The sequence below is a fragment of the Paracoccus indicus genome, from assembly GCF_003056335.1.
Taxonomy (GTDB): domain Bacteria; phylum Pseudomonadota; class Alphaproteobacteria; order Rhodobacterales; family Rhodobacteraceae; genus Paracoccus; species Paracoccus indicus.
Window position 1 is genome coordinate 15,467 of the sequence record NZ_PYWA01000004.1, and the last position, 19,251, is coordinate 34,717.

At 65.2% G+C, this 19,251-nt stretch carries 19 protein-coding genes and 3 tRNA genes; 6 read left to right on the forward strand and 16 right to left on the reverse strand.

The genetic code is table 11. From position 1 onward, the window contains the following. Positions 1-24: 24 nt before the first annotated feature. The 6 genes from nusG to rlmB all read right to left on the reverse strand — a co-directional run bounded on the left by nusG (position 25) and on the right by rlmB (position 3,156). The gene (gene nusG, locus DDE75_RS07435) at positions 25-561 is read right to left on the reverse strand and encodes a transcription termination/antitermination protein NusG (protein WP_108501772.1); all 537 of its coding nucleotides are present in this window, start codon (positions 559-561) and stop codon (positions 25-27) included. Positions 562-731: 170 nt separating this feature from the next. Then, complete coding sequence (secE, locus tag DDE75_RS17240) at positions 732-929, reverse strand: preprotein translocase subunit SecE (RefSeq protein ID WP_072295946.1); 198 nt, start codon at positions 927-929, stop codon at positions 732-734. A 104-nt stretch (positions 930-1,033) separates the two neighbouring features. Then, a tRNA-Trp gene (locus tag DDE75_RS07445) sits at positions 1,034-1,109 on the reverse strand. Positions 1,110-1,210: 101 nt separating this feature from the next. Continuing rightward, entirely contained in the window at positions 1,211-1,636 is a 426-nt protein-coding gene (locus tag DDE75_RS07450) for a CoA-binding protein (protein WP_211659313.1), read from the reverse strand. A gap of 212 nt (positions 1,637-1,848) precedes the next feature. Next, entirely contained in the window at positions 1,849-2,259 is a 411-nt protein-coding gene (locus DDE75_RS07455) for a YHS domain-containing (seleno)protein (protein WP_108501775.1), read from the reverse strand. A 93-nt stretch (positions 2,260-2,352) separates the two neighbouring features. Then, on the reverse strand, positions 2,353-3,156 hold the full coding sequence (gene rlmB, locus DDE75_RS07460; RefSeq protein WP_108501776.1) for a 23S rRNA (guanosine(2251)-2'-O)-methyltransferase RlmB: 804 nt from the start codon (positions 3,154-3,156) through the stop codon (positions 2,353-2,355). A 122-nt stretch (positions 3,157-3,278) separates the two neighbouring features. Between rlmB and DDE75_RS07465 the strand changes: the two genes are divergently transcribed. Together DDE75_RS07465 and DDE75_RS07470 are read left to right on the forward strand one after the other, a co-directional pair. After that, a tRNA-Tyr gene (locus DDE75_RS07465) sits at positions 3,279-3,362 on the forward strand. A 185-nt stretch (positions 3,363-3,547) separates the two neighbouring features. Then, positions 3,548-4,552: a hypothetical protein gene (locus DDE75_RS07470; protein ID WP_108501777.1), complete on the forward strand. Its 1,005-nt coding sequence runs from the start codon at positions 3,548-3,550 to the stop codon at positions 4,550-4,552. 33 nt (positions 4,553-4,585) lie between these two features. On the opposite strand, the gene mgrA is transcribed toward DDE75_RS07470, so the two are convergent. Together mgrA and ileS are read right to left on the reverse strand one after the other, a co-directional pair. Further along, a complete protein-coding gene (mgrA, locus tag DDE75_RS07475) occupies positions 4,586-5,635 on the reverse strand; it encodes an L-glyceraldehyde 3-phosphate reductase (RefSeq protein ID WP_108501778.1) in 1,050 nt (349 codons plus the stop codon). Then, positions 5,628-8,552, reverse strand: a complete 2,925-nt coding sequence (ileS, locus tag DDE75_RS07480) for an isoleucine--tRNA ligase (protein WP_108501779.1) — start codon at positions 8,550-8,552, stop codon at positions 5,628-5,630. The genes mgrA and ileS overlap by 8 nt, the downstream gene beginning before the upstream one ends. 207 nt (positions 8,553-8,759) lie before the next feature. Here ileS and DDE75_RS07485 point away from each other — a divergent pair, with 207 nt between their 5' ends. Further along, a complete protein-coding gene (locus DDE75_RS07485; RefSeq protein ID WP_108501780.1) occupies positions 8,760-9,587 on the forward strand; it encodes a DUF6635 family protein in 828 nt (275 codons plus the stop codon). Positions 9,588-9,596: 9 nt separating this feature from the next. Here the strand turns inward: DDE75_RS07485 and queF are convergent, their stop codons facing one another. From queF to DDE75_RS07515, 6 genes are all read right to left on the reverse strand, one after another. After that, positions 9,597-10,058 carry a preQ(1) synthase gene (queF, locus tag DDE75_RS07490; RefSeq protein ID WP_108501781.1) on the reverse strand — a complete coding sequence of 154 codons (462 nt, stop codon included), beginning with the start codon at positions 10,056-10,058 and terminating at the stop codon, positions 9,597-9,599. 82 nt (positions 10,059-10,140) lie between these two features. Next, positions 10,141-10,779: a trimeric intracellular cation channel family protein gene (locus DDE75_RS07495; protein WP_108501782.1), complete on the reverse strand. Its 639-nt coding sequence runs from the start codon at positions 10,777-10,779 to the stop codon at positions 10,141-10,143. Further along, complete coding sequence (gene rnhA / locus DDE75_RS07500; RefSeq protein WP_108501783.1) at positions 10,776-11,225, reverse strand: ribonuclease HI; 450 nt, start codon at positions 11,223-11,225, stop codon at positions 10,776-10,778. Before rnhA ends, DDE75_RS07495 begins: the two co-directional genes overlap by 4 nt. Further along, on the reverse strand, positions 11,218-11,817 hold the full coding sequence (locus DDE75_RS07505; RefSeq protein ID WP_108501784.1) for a glutathione S-transferase family protein: 600 nt from the start codon (positions 11,815-11,817) through the stop codon (positions 11,218-11,220). The genes rnhA and DDE75_RS07505 overlap by 8 nt, the downstream gene beginning before the upstream one ends. Positions 11,818-11,845: 28 nt before the next feature. Next, on the reverse strand, positions 11,846-12,802 hold the full coding sequence (ispH, locus tag DDE75_RS07510; RefSeq protein WP_108502057.1) for a 4-hydroxy-3-methylbut-2-enyl diphosphate reductase: 957 nt from the start codon (positions 12,800-12,802) through the stop codon (positions 11,846-11,848). A gap of 63 nt (positions 12,803-12,865) precedes the next feature. After that, positions 12,866-14,296: a cobyric acid synthase gene (locus DDE75_RS07515; RefSeq protein ID WP_108501785.1), complete on the reverse strand. Its 1,431-nt coding sequence runs from the start codon at positions 14,294-14,296 to the stop codon at positions 12,866-12,868. Between the two features lie 72 nt (positions 14,297-14,368). Between DDE75_RS07515 and secG the strand changes: the two genes are divergently transcribed. The 3 genes from secG (at position 14,369) to DDE75_RS07530 (ending at position 17,291) form a co-directional block, all read left to right on the forward strand. Next, positions 14,369-14,896, forward strand: coding sequence for a preprotein translocase subunit SecG (secG, locus tag DDE75_RS07520; protein WP_108501786.1), 528 nt, complete (start codon positions 14,369-14,371; stop codon positions 14,894-14,896). 155 nt (positions 14,897-15,051) lie between these two features. After that, positions 15,052-16,695 (forward strand): CTP synthase, encoded by a 1,644-nt coding sequence (locus DDE75_RS07525; RefSeq protein ID WP_108501787.1) that lies wholly within the window; start codon positions 15,052-15,054, stop codon positions 16,693-16,695. 44 nt (positions 16,696-16,739) lie between these two features. Next, positions 16,740-17,291, forward strand: a complete 552-nt coding sequence (locus DDE75_RS07530) for an MrcB family domain-containing protein (RefSeq protein WP_162798945.1) — start codon at positions 16,740-16,742, stop codon at positions 17,289-17,291. Between the two features lie 69 nt (positions 17,292-17,360). Here DDE75_RS07530 and DDE75_RS07535 read toward each other — a convergent pair. Further along, positions 17,361-17,436: transfer RNA gene (locus DDE75_RS07535), tRNA-Thr, on the reverse strand. Between the two features lie 84 nt (positions 17,437-17,520). Further along, positions 17,521-19,242, reverse strand: coding sequence for a heme biosynthesis protein HemY (locus DDE75_RS07540; protein ID WP_108501788.1), 1,722 nt, complete (start codon positions 19,240-19,242; stop codon positions 17,521-17,523). Positions 19,243-19,251 lie beyond the last annotated feature (9 nt).

A 19,251-nucleotide genomic window follows, 5' to 3' on the forward strand; every position in this document is an offset into this window, starting at 1 on the left:
GCGGCTTGCGCCTCCCGCGGCTGATCACGAGGTCTTGGAGACCTGCGTGAATTCCAGTTCGACCGGCGTGGGCCGGCCAAAGATCGACACGGTGACCTTCACGCGCGACGAGATCTCGTCCACTTCCTCGACCATCCCCGAGAAGCCCTCGAAGGGACCGTCGGTGACGTTGACCTGTTCGCCCACGTCGAAGCGGATCAGGTTGCGCGGCGCGGCGGCCTCGCCGTCGCTGGTGCGGTTCATCATCGAGTTGACCTCGTCGTCCCGCATCGGCATCGGCTTGCCCTGTGCACCAAGGAAGCCGGTGACGCGGTTGATCGAGTTCACCAGGTGATAGGTCCGGTCCATCATGTCCATGTGGACAAGGACATAGCCCGGCATGAAGCGACGCTCGGACGTGACCTTCTTGCCACGGCGGATCTCGATCACTTCCTCAGTCGGGACCAGCACCTCGTCGATCAGATCTTCCAGACCCTTCTCGGCGACGGCCTGACGAATCGCCTCGGCCACCTTCTTCTCGAAGTTCGAGAGGACACTGACCGAATACCAACGCTTTGCCATGTCTCGATCGACCCCTGCTCATCTCGGGGGAATCACACTGAACCGCGCAACCCCTTGAATTCTGAATACATCCGGAAAATTGAAATCGGCGCGCAGGGTTTTCCCAAGCACGCCGTCTTCCGGACAGTCGTGGGCAGATACCGCCCCTGCCCGCGAATTGCAAGCCCTGATCAGCCGCTGATCAGTCGCAACCCTTCGGTCAGCCCCGTCCGCACGGCCAGATCGACCAGGAAGAAGAATAGGCTAGTGATCGAGGCGAAGATCATGACCATGATCGTCGTCGTGATGACCTCACGGCGGGTCGGCCAAGTGATCTTGGCGGCCTCGGCACGGACCTGGTTGATGAACTGAACGGGATTGGTGGCCACGACAGGCTCCTTCGCAAGTGCAGGCGCTGATGTAACGAAGCCGTCCGGCCATGACAACCCTGCATGACGCTTGGGCCGGTTGCGGTTGTTCTGGCGGAAGGACCTGGCAGGGGCAGAGGGACTCGAACCCACGACCCTCGGTTTTGGAGACCGATGCTCTACCAACTGAGCTATACCCCTGAGGTTGGGCCTGATTAGAATTTGCCCGCAGCGCCGTCAAGCAGATAAGGGGCAGTTTTCACGTCGATCGCGACGGAACCCTCCTCGCGCCCGGGCGAAGATCACAGGAAACGTGGAAATTCGATCTTGGGGCAACGATCCTGCACCACCGTGACCCCTGCTCCGCCGGCCTTGGCCGCAGCCACGTCGTCGCGCACCCCAAGCTGGGTCCAGATGACTTTCAGATCGGGCAGATTGGTCAGCGCCTCGTCGACGATTCCCGCGACGGCCGAGGACTGGCGAAAGACGTCGACCATCTGAACACCGGCATCCTTCGGAATATCCGTCAGGCTGGCATAAACTGTGCGACCTAGGATCGTCCCGCCCGCATGGCCCGGATTGACCGGAATGATCGTCTTGCCCTTGGCCTGCAAGTAACGCGCGACACCCCAGCTTGGCCGCGTCTCGTTCGGGGACAGCCCCACGACCGCGATGACGTCGACATTACGGGCAATCCATTCGATATCGCGATCTTCCAGTTGCTGCATGTCCATGATTTCCTCCCGTCGCCACACCCTGAAGTTGTGCGTCCCTCTCATAGAAAAGGCGCCCGAACCACCAAGGGTGGCCGAGCGCAAGTCACGGAACGAGGGACAGTGATCTGAACATGACCGTTCCGGGGTCATGTTCCGTGATGTAAATGGGCATCACCCGGACTTGGTTCCACCCATATCACCGTTTTGTGATAATTATCGAATCGTCAGTTGCCGGACTGCCAAGCAACGCGGGCGTGATCCAGCACCGTTTCGGTATTCTGGCGCAGTTTGCGTTCGGCCGCCCCGGACTGCAGCAGATAAAGATGCCCCTTGATGACGGCGAAGAACCGCGGATCGCCGCGCCGGGGATCGCCCTCGGAGAGTGACACCGGGCAGATGCCGTCGAAATCAGGCGCAAAGCTGCGCGGATCGGCCTCGAAGCGAGCGCGGTTTTCCTCGGAGGCAAAATGCCACAGCTTGCCCCGCCACATGGTCGCGATGTCGCTGCGACCCGGCACGGCACGCCCCGCATTGGCATACCCCACGGGGTCGAAACCGCCCAATGCCCAATCCTGGGCATGGGCAGGCAGGGACGTCAGGACCGTCAAGGCGATGATGGAGGCGAGCTGGCGCATGAAAATCCGGGGGCTGTCTGGAATGAAACCTATGTGACAGCCCCCGGCCCGATTCTCAACGGGCGTGACATAAACGTCGCAGGGTTGTGATATTCACGCACCGCCAGCGGCATAAAGCCCGATCGCAGCCGCGTTCGAGACGTTCAGCGACCCGAAATCGGCGGCGAAGGGAATGCGCGCGACGTGATCGCAGGTCTTCATCGTCAGATCGCGCATCCCCGGCCCCTCGGCGCCCATGACAAGGCAGACGGCGCGGCCCTTCAGGTCGTCCATCAGCTTGGGCAGCGATTCGGTGCCGGTGCCGTCCAGCCCGACCAGAATGAAACCCATCCCCTTCAGCTGGCTCAGCGCCTCGGCCAGATTCGGCACGCGCAGATAGGGCTGACGTTCCAGCGCGCCCGAGGCGGTCTTGGCCAGCGCACCCGTTTCGGGGGCCGAGTGGCGGTGCGGTGCGATCACCGCCCGCGCACCGAAGACCTCGGCCGAACGCAGGATGGCGCCGATGTTGTGGGGGTCGGTCACGCGGTCCAGCGCGACCAGCAGGGGGCGGCGTTCGCCCGGAGCCTCGCGCAGCGCCACCTCGGAGAGGCTGCCCCATTTCAGCGGCTTGACCTCAAGCGCGGCACCCTGATGCACGCTTTCGGGCGACAGCGGCACCGCCTTGTCGAAGACGCGCGAATCCGTCACCTCGGGCTCCATGCCGTGCAGATCGCCAAGACGGGCCAGCGCATTCTGCGTCACCACAAGGCGCAGCTTGACGCGGTCGGGATTGGCCAGCGCATCGCGAACGGCATGCAGACCGAACAGCCACACGGTCTCGGCCGCAGCAGCGCGACGGGCGCGTTCCTTGTCGATGACCCAGCTGGGCTTCTTCGAATTTCCGGTCTTCTCGGCCATTTTCAGTGTCCTTTCATGCCAACCCTCTGTGCGCGGGACAGGGCAATCGCGCAAGCCCCGGAAATCTGCTTGACGCCCCGAAACAGGGCAGCTAATCACCCCCCACGCCGAAAGCGATCGGCGGGCGACGTGCTGCAAGGTGCGGCAGCGGACTGTAACTCCGCCGGGGAGACCCACGCCTGGTTCGATTCCAGGGTCGCCCACCACTTTCGCCTTCCCGTGTCGGGAACGGAAGTCGGTGATTGACTGCCTGTCCCGCGGGCGCCCTTCCAAGTCATTCTTAATGTAAGCCCAATTGCGCAGCAATTCCTTGAGGTTGCGGCCTTTCCGGGGCTTTTGATTCGCACTGACTGCCGCTAGCATCCGACAAGGATGATTGGGGCCGGGGTCGATGGTATCAGCACGCAAGAAGAAGCAGCCGAATCTCTTGATCATCGCCCAGGCCGGACGCCTGCAATACGAAGCGATCATCTTTCTTGCCAGCTTGCGCGCCTCGGCGCCGAAATGGACCGGGCGCATCATCGTCGCCGAACCCCGCCCCGAGGGCGCATGGGCCGGCCACGACACGCTGATGTCCGAGGAATGCCGACAGACCATCACCGATTTCGGGGCCGAGATCCTGCCATTCACGGCCACCCATTTTGGCGCATCCTATCCCCAGGGGAACAAGATCGAGGCGTTGCAGATCCTGCCATCCGATCAACCCTTCCTCTTCTTCGACACCGACACGCTGATCACGGGACCGCTGGATCAGGTAAAGTTCGATTTCGCCCGCCCTTCGGCCTCGATGCGGCGCGAGGGGACATGGCCCCTGCCACCGCTCTATGGCCCGGGCTATGCGGACATCTGGCGGTCGCTCTATGATCGCTTCGGGCTGGAATTCGACAGCTCGCTGGACCTGTCGCAACCCGAGGAGCATTGGGAACGCTTTCTCTATTTCAACGCGGGCTGGTTCTTCGGCGCCGATCCCGCCGAATTCGGCAGACGCTATCTGGAATGGGCCTTGGCCTTGCGCGACGATCCCAACGACGAGCTGGCCTGCCAGGCAATGGACCCCTGGCTGGACCAGGTTGTGCTGCCGCTGGTCATCCACAGCTTCGGCGGCGGGCGTCCCGGCCCCGCCCTCGAGGGGCTGGACGGCAATGTGACGACGCATTACCGCAAGCTTCCCCTGCTTTATGCACGCTTCGACGTGAACGCGATCGACGTGCTGGAGGAAGCTGTCGCCGACAAGAAGATCAAGCGCGTGCTGCGGGAATGGGAACCCGCGCGCAAGCTGGTCTATCAGCAAAAGGGCCGGACCAAGGTCCAGCCCATCTTTGCCGATCGCCCGCAGCCGGTGAAGGAAAAGGTGATTCGCAACCAGCTGAAAAGCCGCGGCTGGTGGCTGGTCTGATCCTGCCGCCGGGCTGACCCGGCAGCGGATTGTTTACTCGCCCGCGCCCTCGGACGACCGGGCCCAGATGTTGACATCGCCCTTGGCCGACAGCTCGTCGATGCGCGCGATCTCGGCGTCCGAAAAGCCGGTATTGCCAAGCGCGCCCACGCAATCGCGCACCTGTTCCGGCCGCGACGCGCCTATCAGCGCGCTGGTCACACGTCCGCCCCGCAGCACCCAGGCCACGGCCATCTGCGCCAGCGACTGACCGCGTGCCTGCGCGATGTCGTTCAAGCCGTTCAGGCGGGTGATCATGTCGTCGCTCAGCCAGTCAGGCGACAGGGACTTACCCTGGGCGGCGCGGCTGCCCTCGGGGATGCCCTTCAGGTATTTCCCCGTCAACATCCCTTGCGCCAGGGGCGTGAAGACGATGCTGCCGATGCCGTGATCGTCCAGCGTATCCAGCAGCCCGTCGTTTTCGACCCATCGGTTCAGCATGTTGTAGCTGGGCTGGTGGATCACGCAGGGGGTGCCCAGATCCTTCAGGATTGCGGCGGCTTCTTGGGTGCGGGCGCTGTTATAGCTGCTGATGCCGACATAGAGCGCCCTGCCCGACCGCACGATGTGATCCAGCGCGCCCATGGTTTCCTCCAGCGGCGTGTCGGGATCGAAGCGGTGGGAATAGAAGATGTCGACGTAATCCAGCCCCATCCGCTTCAGGGATTGGTCGCAGCTGGCGATCAGCGACTTGCGGCTGCCCCATTCGCCATAGGGGCCGGGCCACATGTCGTATCCCGCCTTGCTGCTGATGATCAGCTGGTCCCGGTGTCCCGCGAAATCATTGCGCAGGATCTCTCCGAGGGCCTCCTCGGCGCTGCCCGGCGGAGGACCATAGTTGTTGGCCAGGTCGAAATGGGTGATGCCCAGATCGAAGGCCGTGCGGCAGATGTCGCGCTTGGTCTGATGGGGCGTGTCATGGCCGAAATTATGCCACAGCCCCAGGCTGATCGCGGGCAGCTTCAGCCCGGAGCGACCGCAGCGGCGATACTCCATCGCCGCGTAACGATCACCCGCAGGCTGGTAACGGTGTTCTTCAACCATCGGACAGGACCTCCTCGCATCGGGCACAAACGCCCGGATGCGAATGCTTGCCCACATCCGGAAGGATTTTCCAGCACCGTTGGCACTTTTCGCCCTCGGCGGTTTCGAAGACGACACCGATGCCCGGCACCTCGGACAGGCGGAAGGCCTCGGACGGGACCGGATCGCTGGTCAGCGACAGGCCCGAGGTGATGCAGATGTCCGCGAAGGCCACCGATTGCAGCGCAGCCAGCGTGTCCGCATCCTCGACATGGACGATGGGGGCGGCTTCAAGGCTGGCGCCGATGGTTTTGTCGGACCGCTTGACCTCCAATGCGGCGGTGACGACGCGGCGGGCGCGGCGGACCTTGTCCCATTTGGCGGCCAAGGGCTCGTTCAGCCAGTCGGCAGGAGTGACGGCGAAATCATGCAGGTGGATGCTGTCGTCTTCGGACGGGAAGCGCGACAGCCAGACGTCCTCCATCGTGAAGGGCAGGATCGGGGCCAGCCAGGTCACCAAGCGGTGATACAGCAGGTCCAAAACCGTCCGCGTCGCACGACGGCGCGGGCTGTCGGCTGCGTCGCAATACAGCGCATCCTTGCGGATGTCGAAATAGAAGGCCGACATTTCCAGCGTGCAGAACTGGAACAGGGTCTGGAAGACACCTTGGAAGTCGAACCGGTCATAGCCGCTGCGGACCTGATGATCCAGCTGCGCCAGACGGTGCAGGACCCACTGCTCCAGCTCGGGCATCTGCGCGGGTTCGACCCGTTCGGATTCGTCGAATTCCGACAGCGCCCCCAAGAGGAAGCGCAGCGTGTTGCGAAGGCGGCGATAGCTGTCGGCGGTGCCCTTCAGGATCTCCGGCCCGATCCGCTGGTCGGCGGTGTAGTCGGCCTGCGCCACCCAAAGACGCAGGATGTCGGCGCCGTATTGTTCGATCACCTTGGCGGGGACGATGGTGTTGCCAAGCGATTTGGACATCTTCATGCCCTTTTCGTCCAACGTGAAACCATGCGTCACCACATTGCGATAGGGCGCACGGCCCTTCGTGGCCGATGCCTGCAACAGGGACGACTGGAACCAGCCGCGATGCTGGTCGGTGCCCTCCATATAGACATCCGCAATGCCATCCGGCACGCCATCCTGGCGGTCGCGCAGCACGAAGGCATGGGTCGAGCCGCTGTCGAACCACACGTCCAGCACATCCATGACCTGATCGTAATCGTCGGGGTCGGCGATGCCTTCCAGCATCTGCGCCTTGAAGCCGTCGCGGTACCAGACATCGGCACCCTCGGCCTCGAAGGCGGCGATGATGCGGTCGTTCAGGCGGGCGTCGCGCAGCAGGAAGTCCTCGGCCGTCGGCTGGACGCCCTTCTTGACGAAGCAGGTCAGCGGCACGCCCCAGGCACGCTGGCGCGACAGCACCCAATCCGGGCGGTTCGAGACCATGGAATGGATGCGGTTGCGCCCCGACTGCGGCCACCACTTCACCAGCTTGTCGATGCTGGTCAGGGCGCGGGCGCGAATGCTGTCGCCATGCTGGCCCATACCGTCTTCCAGCGGCTTGTCGATGGCGGCGAACCACTGCGCGGTGTTGCGATAGATCAGCGGCGCCTTGGACCGCCAGCTGTGGGGATAGCTGTGCTTGATCTTGCCCTTGGCCAGCAGCGCGCCGGCCCAGGCCAGCTGCTTGATGACGCTGACATTGGCGGGACCATCTTTGCCGTCCGGCGCGATGATCGCCTGCCCGCCGAAGATCGGCAGGTCCTTGCGATAGCTGCCGTCAGGTTCGACGTTGTAGGTCATCTTGAGCCCAGGCAGTCGATCCTTGAACTTCAAGTACAGCTGATAATCGTCATCGCCATGGCTGGGCGCGGTATGGACAAAGCCCGTCCCCGCATCATCGGTCACATGATCGCCCGGCAGCAGCGGAACGTCATAGTCCCATTCACCCTGCCCGCCTTCGACACCGCGGAAGGGATGCGCCAGCATGACGCCCTCCAGTTCGGCGGCGGGAACATCGGACACGCGGGTCCAGTCCTGAACCTTGGCCGAGGCCATCACGCCTTCGGCCAGCGCGTCGGCCAGAACCAGCAGTTCACCGGTGGTGGTGGTGGCGTTTTCCGCAACCTCACCGACCTTATACAGGCCATAGGCGATGTCGGGGTTGAAGGCGACGGCGCGGTTTTGCGGGATGGTCCAAGGGGTCGTGGTCCAGATCACCACCGAGGCACCCTGCAGTGCATCGCCGACCGGCTTGAACCGCACCCAGATGGTGTGGCTGGTGTGGTCGTGGTATTCGACCTCGGCCTCGGCCAGGGCGGTTTTTTCGACCGGCGACCACATCACGGGCTTGGAGCCTTGATACAGGCTGCCGTTCATCAGCAGCTTCATGAATTCGCCGGCGATCACAGCCTCGGCGTGGTAATCCATGGTCAGATAGGGGTCGTCCCATTTGCCGGTGATGCCAAGGCGCTTGAATTCGTCGCGCTGGATGGACACCCAGTCATCGGCAAAGCGGCGGCATTCCTGACGGAATTCGACCACATCGACGGCGTCTTTATCACGACCCTCGTTGCGGTATTTCTCCTCGATCTTCCATTCGATGGGCAGACCGTGGCAATCCCAGCCCGGCACATAGCGGGCATCGCGGCCCATCATCTGGTGACTGCGCACGATGATGTCCTTGATGGTCTTGTTCAGCGCGTGGCCGATATGCAGGTGGCCGTTGGCATAGGGGGGGCCGTCATGCAGCACGAAGGGCGCACGACCTTCCGCGCGTTCGCGCAGCCGGTCATAGATCCCGATGCGGGCCCAACGGGCCAGCCATTCGGGCTCTCGCTGCGGCAGACCGGCCCGCATGGGGAAATCGGTCTGGGGCAGGAAGACGGTGTCGCGGTAATCGGGGGTATCGGCGCTGTTTTCGGCGGCCATCGGGGCGTTCCTTTGATAGATGTTCGGACAAGGCTGACCCGGCAGCGTGAAGGGTCACGCCACCGGGCTGCTAATTCGAGATCCGAACGCCGGAAATTCCATGGCACCCTCTATATGAAGCGCGGCAGGGCGCTGCAAGCGGGGAACCTTGGCCGTGGCGGCCGCGACAGCCCTGCGCTAGGATGGCCCCACCCGACCGGAGTCCGCATGCAACCCAGCCCCCTGCGTTCCCGCCAGTCACGCCGCGACGCGCAGCTACGCCGTTTCGTGGCGCGCCGCTATGGGTTGCGGGGCACCTTGGCGCTGCACCGCCATGCCTTCGGGGCGGACCTGCTGCGCGCGCCGGTGAACGTGATGCTGGCACCCGTGGCGTTGATCCTGCAGATCGTCGCGGCGCTGCTGAGACGTCTTGGGGCGGGCCGGGCGGGGTCGCGGATCGGCGGGTGGCGGGTCTTCCTGCCCTCGGACATGTCGCGCCATATTCACCGCGACCTGACCGCCCTGATCGCGGATCTGCAGGCGCAGGGGCTGGGTCCGGACGCAAGCCCCGCGCAGATCGACCGTGCCCTGCGTGCCCATGTCGAGACCCGAAATGCCGTGGCCGAGATCACCACATCGCTGATCGTGCTGGCCTCGGGGTTCCTGCTGTTCCAGCGCGCGACACCGGGGCTGATATCGCTGGCCGGTCCCATGGCGCAGATGCGGGCCGAGGGCGCCGCCCTGCGCGACTTCGCCCTGGGCGAGACCCTGGGCCGTGCCTGGTATTGGGCGTTTCCGGTCGAGCTGTCGCCGATCTATGTGATCGCCACGGGCGTGGTGCTGGCCCTGATCGGATCGGTGGTGACGACCTTTGCGGGCGTCATCGCCGATCCGGTGCAGAGAGCGACGGGCATTCACCGCCGTCGCCTGACGCGCCTGATGGCGCGGCTGGACGCGCAAGGCGACAGCGCCGCCCCCGCCCCGGAACACCTGGTGGCGCGGCTTGGCGATGTCGCCGATACGCTGTCGCTGATCTGGCGTTCCTGGCGCGGATAAGGCGTGGGGTCAGCCCCGTCCGCGATAGGTCGGCACGCCCTGATCGGGCAGCCACAGGCCCTGCGGCGCGGCACCGGTCTGCCAGAAGACGTCGATCGGCATGCCGCCGCGCGGATACCAGTATCCGCCAATGCGCAGCCATTGCGGGTCAAGCAGCTCGGCGATGCGCTTGCCGATGCCGACGGTGCAATCCTCGTGGAAGGCGCCGTGGTTGCGGAAGCTGCCTAGGAACAGCTTCAGCGACTTCGATTCGACCAGCCAGTCGCCCGGCACGTAATCGATGACCAGATGCGCGAAATCGGGCTGGCCGGTGATTGGGCAGAGGCTGGTGAACTCGGGCTGGGTGAAGCGCACCGCGTAGAGCGTGCCGGGCTGCGGGTTCGGGACCCGTTCCAGAACGGCCTCTTCGGGGCTTTGGGGTTGGGTGGTATTGGCGCCAAGCTGGGTCAGCGCGTCGGTGTAATGGCTCATGTCGATGGCTCCTGTTTTGACCGGGTGGGCTGCGACCGGAGCGGACCCGATACCAGCCCCGCCGCCCGCCGCCAAGAGGGTCCTAGCCGCGCATCCGCGGGGGACGCGGCTTATAGACCGGCAACTGCCAGCCCCGATGCAGGCTGCCCGCCCGCAGCACCCAGACCACCACGGAACAGGCCACAAGCGCCTGTCCCTGCGGAAGCCCCGCCCACATCAGCACGACCGCCGTCACCGCGCCGCCGAAAGCCGCCGTCAGATACAGCTGGCCCTGCTTCAAGACCAAGGGAACCTCGTTGCCGACGACATCGCGCATCAGCCCGCCGAAGGTGCCCGTGACGACGCCCATGATGGTGATGATGACGGGGCCAAAGCCGCCCTCGATCGCGACGCCGACGCCTGCGGCCACCGCCACGGCCAGCGCGACGCTGTCCAGCCAGATCAGCCATTTATAGCGGCTTTCGAACAGATGCGCCGTCCAGAAGACGACCAGCGCCGCCGCCGCCGCGATCACCACATAGGCAGGTTGGGCCACCCAGAAGACCATGTCCCGCCCAAGGATCAGGTCGCGCAGGGTGCCGCCCCCCACCGCCGTCAGCGCCGCCATGAAGATGAAGCCCACCGGATCAAGCTGCGCCCTGCTGGCCACCAGCGCGCCGGTGATCGCGAAGATCAGCACGGACCAGTAATCCAGAACCGCGACGAAAGCCTCGGGGGTCATTTGAACGGGGCCATGCCGCCACGGGCCAGTTCGTCGGCGCGTTCGTTTTCGGCGTGTCCGGCATGGCCCTTGATCCAGCGCCATTCGACCTTGTGGGTCTTCTGCGCATCATCCAGGCGCTGCCACAATTCGACATTCTTGACCGGCTTGCGATCGGCGGTCTTCCAGCCGTTGCGCTTCCAGCCGTGGATCCACTGGGTGACGCCGTTCTTCACATAGGCGCTGTCGGTGACGATCACGATCTGGCTGGGACGGGTCAGGGTTTCCAACGCGCTGATGGCGGCCATCAGCTCCATCCGGTTGTTGGTGGTGGCGGCCTCGCCCCCCGAGAGTTCACGTTCCTTGACCACTGTTTCGCCATCCATGGCGCGCATCAGCACGCCCCAGCCACCGGGGCCGGGATTGCCGCTGCAAGCACCGTCGGTCCATGCGAACAGGTCAGGCATCAAGCACCCCCGGAAGGGCCGCGATCCGGTCCAGCCAGCGACCCACCCCGGGGAAGCGTTCCATGTCGAAACCGCCCCGCGATCCGGCGGTGCAGGTGTACCCATAGAGGCAGATGTCGGCCAGGCTGACCATCTGGCCCGCCAGCCAGTCGTGATGGGCCAAGCGGTCCTCCATCACCTGCAGCAGGGCATGACCGCTATCCAGCAGCTCGGCCAGACGTTCGGGCGTGGCATCTGCGGCGCGATGGGGATAGCTGACCAGCGCCTGACGCACGGCGATGACGGGTTCGTGGCTGTATTGTTCCCAGAACATCCAGCCCAGCATCTGCGCGCGGGTCACGGCATCGGCGGGGACGAAGGCGCTGCCCTCGCCCAGATACCACAGGATGGCGTTCGATTCGGCCAGCACCTGTCCGTCGTCCAGCGCCAAGGCGGGAACCTTACCATAGGGCAGCACCCCATCCGCCTTGGCCTGCGCCAGCGCGTTAGACCCATAGTCGCAATCGATGATCTGTGCTTTTGCACCGGTCAATGCCAGCAGGATGCGGACCTTCAGGCTGTTGCCCGAAGAGGGCATGGAATAAAGCTGCATCTGATCCTCGTGTTGCCCTTGGGGCGCGTCAGGCGGGTTCGCGCAAGACGCGCGGCACCTTGAATTCCACGTTCTCGACGGCGGTCTCGACCACTTCCAGCGTCACGTCGAAGCGGGCGCGGAAGGCATCGACGACCTCGTTCACCAGAACCTCGGGGGCGCTGGCACCGGCGGTGACGCCGACAGCGCGCGATCCTTCGATGGCACGCCAGTCGATCTGATCGGCCCGCATCACCAGCTGGGAATAGGCGCAACCCTCGGCGCGCCCGACCTCGACCAGCCGCTTGGAGTTGCTGGAGTTTTCCGCCCCGATCACCAGCAGCGCGTCGATCCTGGGCGCGACCGCCTTGACCGCCGCCTGGCGGTTGGTGGTGGCATAGCAGATGTCTTCCTTGGCCGGACCCACGATGGCGGGGAAGCGCGCCTTCAGCGCTGCCACGATGCCCGCGGTATCATCGACCGAGAGCGTGGTCTGGGTGATGAAGGCCAAGCTTTCGGGATCGCGCGGCGCGATGGTGGCGACATCGGCCTCGGTCTCGACCAGGATCACCTCGCCCTCGGGCAGCTGGCCCATGGTGCCCAGCACCTCGGGGTGACCGGCATGGCCGATCATCACCATCTGCAGGCCATTGGCGTGATGGCGTTCAGCCTCGACGTGGACCTTGCTGACCAGCGGGCAGGTCGCATCGACATAGACCATCTGGCGGCGCTGCGCCTCGGCCGGGACAGATTTCGGCACGCCATGGGCCGAGAAGATCACGGGCCGGTCGGTCGGACAGTCGTCCAGCTCCTCGACGAAGACGGCGCCCTTGGCCTTTAGCGAATCGACGACGAACTTGTTGTGCACGATCTCGTGCCGGACAAAGACCGGGGCGCCCCATTTCTGCAGCGCCATTTCGACGATCTTGATGGCACGGTCCACGCCCGCGCAGAAACCGCGCGGCGCAGCCAGATAGAGGGTCAACGGGGGCTTTTGATGTTCCATGCCCATCAGGTAACGCGCGGCAGGCGCTTCGTCCAGCACCCGCGCGGTCACATCTGCCATGCGTCAGCGTGCCACCGCCAGCAGACCTGCGACATCCATATGCGTTTCCAAGTGGTCGGCCAAATCGTCCAGCGCCTGATCGACGCCCGCCTCGTATCCCGGTGCCGAGGGCGCGCCCATCCGCGCAAGGAATGCCGCGCGGAAGCGGTCGTCGGAAAACAGCCCGTGCAGATAGCTGCCCATCACCCGCCCATCCGCGCTGATCGCGCCGTCGGGCTCCGGCATCATCCCGAAGGGACGCGCACAATCGGGGCCGGTCGTGCGCCCCATGTGGATCTCGTATCCCCGGACCGGCTGGCCAAGCGCCTGCCCCGAGACCTGCACCACGCGCTTGTCGGGCGCCATCACAGTCTGCACGTCAAGCAGACCAAGACCCGACACCTGCCCCGCCGTGCCGTCGGTCCCTGACGGATCGTCGATCACCTTCCCCAGCATCTGGAAGCCGCCGCAGATGCCCAGCACATGGCCACCCCGCCTGCGATGGGCGGCCAGATCGATGTCCCAGCCCTGCGCGCGCAGGAAGGCCAGGTCGCCGATGGTGGATTTCGTGCCCGGAATGACCACCAGGTCGGCATCGCCGGGAATGGGCCGACCCGGCCCCAGCATGGTCAGCCGCACGCCCGGTTCGGCGGCCAGAGGGTCCAGATCGTCGAAATTGGCGATCCGTGACAGGGTCAGGCAGACGACATGCAGCCCCTGCCCGCGGCTGGCCCGCAGATCGACCGCATCCTCGGCCGGCAGGCGATGGGCGTCCGCGAACCAGGGGATCACGCCGAAACCGGGCCAGCCGGTGCGTTGCGCGATCATCGCGTATCCATCGTCGAAGAGGCGCGGATCACCACGGAACTTGTTGATCAGGAAACCTCGCACCATCGCTGCGTCATCCGCATCGATCACCGCCTGCGTGCCGACGATCTGGGCGATGACGCCGCCGCGGTCGATATCGCCTGCCAGCACGACGGGCACCCCTGCGGCGCGGGCAAAACCCATGTTGGCGATGTCGCGGGGACGCAGGTTCACCTCGGCGGGGCTGCCCGCGCCCTCGACGATGACCAGGTCGTGGGCGGCGCTCAGGCGGCGAAAGCTGTCCAGCACGCCCTGCAGCAGGCGCGGCTTCAGGGTGGCATAGTCACGCGCCTGAGCCCTTGCGATGGGGCGTCCGTGCAACAGGACCTGCGCCCCGGTATCGGTCTCGGGCTTCAACAGCACGGGGTTCATGTCAGTGACAGGGTCCAGCCCGCAGGCCCGTGCCTGCAGCGCCTGTGCGCGCCCGATCTCGCCCCCGTCCGCCGTCACTGCGGCATTGTTGGACATGTTCTGCGGCTTGAAGGGGGCGACGGACAGGCCGCGGCGCCGCGCCGCGCGGCACAACCCCGCGACCAGCAACGACTTTCCGACGTTCGAGCCGGTGCCCTGAATCATCACCGCAACCATGGGACACTCTTGCTTGCCATCATCCCCTGAGGTGACTAGATAGGCCCGTCCGCAAATGAAAGGCCGAAAGCCGTGGAAAACGTCATTCTGACCGTCCATCTGATCCTGGCAGTCCTGTTGGCCGGGGTTGTCCTGCTGCAACGTTCCGAAGGGGGCGGGCTGGGCATGGGCGGCGGTGGTGGCGGCGGTGGTGGCGTCATGACCGGTCGCCAGGCCGCGAACGCGATGACGCGTCTGACTTGGATCTTCGGGGTCGCGCTGTTCTGCACCTCGATCGCGCTGACCATCCTTGCGGCACGCCAGGCGACGAACGGGTCGATCATGGATCAGTTCAGCGGCGCGGAGACGCAGGAGCAGTCCGAGGGCAACCTGCCCACGCTGCCCGCCTATACGCCTCCGCCGACGACCAGCGGCAACCCGCTAACGCCCCCGGCACCGGACGCCGAGGCACCTGCAGCGGAAGCACCCGTGACGGACGCCCCTGCCGCGGAAGCACCCGCCGCAGAAGCGCCGGCAGCCGAGGCAGCAGCCCCCGTGGCACCGCCCGCTGCCGAGGCGGAGCCCGCCGAAGCAACGACCGACGACCAGCCCGCCAACTGAGGCTGTCACGAAAATCCATGGGCGGGGTCACCTGCCCGACACCAACTTGCGGTCCGTTGCGACCACGGGGCGAATCAGTTATTGCTCTGATCCCGTGATGCCGGTCGATACGCGGCCCGCAGCCGATCCGAACTTGCACATCACGGGGGCCTTCCATGGCGCGTTACATCTTCATCACCGGCGGCGTGGTTTCGTCCCTTGGCAAGGGTCTGGCCTCGGCGGCGTTGGGCGCCCTGCTGCAGGCCCGCGGCTTCACGGTCAGGCTGCGCAAGCTGGACCCCTATCTGAACGTCGATCCCGGCACGATGTCGCCCTTCGAACACGGAGAGGTCTTCGTCACCGACGACGGCGCGGAAACCGACCTGGACCTTGGGCACTACGAACGCTTCACCGGTGTCAGCGCACGCCGCACCGACAGCGTGTCCTCGGGGCGGATCTATTCCAACGTGCTGGAAAAGGAACGCCGCGGCGAATACCTGGGCAAGACCATTCAGGTCATTCCCCACGTCACCAATGAAATCAAGGACTTCCTCTCGGTCGGCGCCGATGAGGTCGACTTCATGCTTTGCGAGATCGGCGGCACCGTCGGCGACATCGAGGGCCTGCCCTTCTTCGAGGCGATCCGCCAGTTCATCCACGAACGCCCCCGCGGCGAATGCATCCTGATGCACCTGACGCTGCTGCCCTATCTGGCCGCCAGCGGAGAGCTGAAGACCAAACCGACACAGCACAGCGTCAAGGAACTGCAATCCATCGGCCTGGCCCCCGACGTGCTGGTCTGCCGCTCCGAACACCCGATCCCGGAAAAGGAACGCGCCAAGATCGCGCTGTTCTGCAACGTGCGTCCCGACGCCGTCATCCCGGCATACGACCTGAAATCCATCTACGAGGCGCCTCTGGCCTATCACCGCGCGGGGCTTGACCGCGCCGTGCTGGATGCCTTCCAGATCAGCCCCGCGCCCCGCCCCGACCTGACCCGTTGGGAAGACGTTATGGACCGTCTTGACCACGCCGAGGGCGAGGTTCGCGTGGCCATCGTCGGCAAGTACACCCAGCTGGAAGACGCCTACAAATCCATCGCCGAGGCGCTGACCCATGGCGGCATGGCCAACCGCGTCCGCGTCAAGGCGAACTGGGTGGACAGCGAAAAGCTGGAAGGCGACGGCGCTCATCTTCTGGACGGCTATCACGGCATCATCGTGCCGGGCGGCTTCGGCGAGCGCGGCACCGAAGGCATGCTGGCCGCCGCCCGCTATGCCCGCGAAAAGAAGGTGCCCTACCTGGGGATCTGCCTTGGCATGCAGATGGCCGTGATCGAGGCCGCACGCAACCTGGCCGACATGCCCGACGCGGGTTCCGAGGAATTCGACCACGAGGCCGGCAAGACCCGCTTCACGCCCGTCGTCTATCACCTCAAGGAATGGGTGCAGGGCAATTACACCGTCAAGCGCAAGCTGGGCGACGACAAGGGCGGCACGATGCGCCTTGGGGCCTATACCGCCATCCTGAACGAAGGTTCGCGCATCTCGTCGATCTATGGCGGCGCGACCGAGATCGAGGATCGCCACCGTCACCGCTACGAGGTCGACGCCACCTATCGCGAACAGCTGGAAAAGGCCGGGCTGGTCTTTTCGGGCATGTCGCCCGACGGCAAGCTGCCCGAAGTCGTGGAATATCCCGACCACCCGTGGTTCATCGGCGTGCAATCCCACCCCGAGCTGAAGTCCAAGCCCTTCGAACCCGCGCCCCTGTTTGCAGGCTTCGTCCGGGCCGCGATGGAGGAAGGGCGGCTGGTCTGAACCAGCCCCTCGAATATCCGACAGGGCTGGCAGCGGCCCTGTCGTTGACTGCAAGGCGGTTCGTCCACGAACGCCAGCGCCCCTATGCGGGCAGCCCCTTCGCCCGCTTCTTCCGTCAGGATGTCGCCCGCATGGGCCGCAATCTGGCAGCACCCCGCCCCGAACCCCTGATGGTCCGCGCCAGCGTCGGCGCGCAAGGTTGGGCCAGCATCCCCTGGCTGGCCTTCTTCGCGCCCCATGTGACGCGCAGCATGCGACATGGCCTCTATGTCGTCTTCCTGATCAACGCCCATGACGAGCGGGGCATCCTGTCGCTGCAGCATGGCGCGGGCGCGGCACTGACGCAGCTGGGGGCCGACAAGGCGCATCGCCACTTGCGGCATGTGGCATCGGCGACACGGGCATCGGTGACCGCCCCGCACGACTTCGACGATGGTCCGATCGACCTGGGGTCGCCATCGGCCCTGCCGCTTGCCTATCAGGCAGGTTGTGCCCTGTCGCGGACATGGGCGGTGGATGATCTGACCGAACAAGGGCTGGCCGAGGATCTGTCGCGGATGCTGGACATCTATCGCGATCTGGTGCCCCCGATCTGAATGACAAGCACCCAAGCAAAAACCCGCCCTTGCAGGGGCGGGTTTTTGCTTGGGTCCACTTTGATCAAGTGGTGCCGGTGAAGGGACTCGAACCCCCGACCCCATCATTACGAATGATGTGCTCTACCAGCTGAGCTACACCGGCATCAGACTGTGAGGCGGCGGATAGCACTTTCCCACAGCAGGGGGAAGAGGGCGGAGTGCTTTTTTTGCACCCGCCCCCTTCGTGTCAGGATTTCGGTTTGGACCAGTCGGATTCGTCCGCCGGCTCGACATCGGGGCGGACCATCGTCGGTTCGGCCTCTGGCTTTGGTTCCGCAGGCGAGGGTGCCACGGGTTCAGGCTCGGGCTTGACCTCGGGTTCCGGCGTCGTGACCGTGGCCGAAGGCTCCGCGACCACGTAATCGCTTTCGCGCGGCACCATGCCCGGTGCGACGTCGGGCTGACGTTCCCGAACCTCGGCGGCCTTTGGCGGCTTGGGTGCCGTCACCTCGGGCTCGGCGGGACCGGGGGGATGGGGCTGCACGGGTTCCGAGAGGTCAGGGACATCCTCGACATGGTCACGCGGCGATCCGACCAGCAGGGGCAGCATCTCGGCCCCCGTGGGCGAGGCGCTGGCGGTGCTGCGCGATCCCTCGGGCTCGCGCCAGGTCAGCGTGTCGAAGCCGTTGCAGCTGTCGCAGACAGGCGCCCAGTCATGCATCACGTTATGGCAGGTGTCGCAGACCCACTGCGGGCCGCGCGACGCGGTCAGCGCGCGCGTCAGCCAGCCGCGCACGACGCTGTCGTCGGCTCCCTCGCCCCGTTCGACCGCGGCCATGATCGACAGCGTGCGGACGGTGGGATGCTTCTCGGCCAGATCGCCAAGCGCGCGGCGGGCGCCCGGGAAATCTTCGGCAGCCAGCAGCAGTTCGGCCTTCAGCAGGCGGGTTTCCTCGTGGTCGGGGTTCTTGCGCATCAGCGCGTCGAAGCGGCGCAGGCGGGCCGAGGGCGATTCGTCCGGCACGATCTCGGCATAGGCCTTGGCCAGATCGGGGTGTGGGCGCACCGACCAGGTCTTCTCCAGAATACGCGAGGCACTGCGGAAGTCTTTCTGCGCGGTATAGCTGCGCGCCGCCAGCACCGCCGCCGGGATCAGGTCGGGCGATGCCTTGGCCGCCGAGATCGCGGCCTCGCGGGCGCTGATCGAGTTGCCCTCGGCCAGAACGTCGCTGGCTTGCTGCAAGGCCAGAACGGCATCGCGGCGCAGGGCGACATTCTTGGGCAGATCGCCCTGGTTACGCTTGTCCTTCAGCGTCTCGCGCGCGCCTTTCCAGTCGTGTTCGCGGGTCTGCAGTTCCAGCAGGGTGTCCTGCGTTTCCTTGTGGCGGGGCTTCAGCGCATAGGCCTTCTGGGCCAGCATCAGCGCCTTGGCAGTATCGCCCTCGGCCAGCTTCTGGCGCATCAGACCGCGAATGCCGACAAAACGGGTGCGGTCGTCTTCCAGCAATTGGCGATAGACGGCCTCGGCCCGGCGCGAATCGCCTGCGGTCTCGGCGGCCTGGGCGGCCAGCAGGTTGGTCATATGCGGCTGGTCCAGGTATTTGGCGGCCTTGGCGGCCTTGTCCTGCGCTAGCTTGCCCTCGCCCGAGGCGACGGCCAGCATGCCTTCGCTGAAGGCGGCATAGCCCTTGCGCTGGCGCGAGCGCGCGAAATAGCGGTTCACCGCGGTTTCATCGCCCGCAATGAAGCGCAGCGTTGCCAGCAGCAGGCCCAGCAGCTTGAAGACGATCCAGGCCGCGACCATCAGCACGATCAGCGCAACCACGGCCTTGACCGGTGTAAGCGCGATCTCGGTGCCGCCATATTGGATGCGCAGCATCTGCGCGGTTTCCGACAGATGCACCGCGCCAAGCGCCAGCGCCAGCACAACCGCGAAGAAGAACAGGATTTTCAGCAGGGACAACAGCATCTTGCGGAC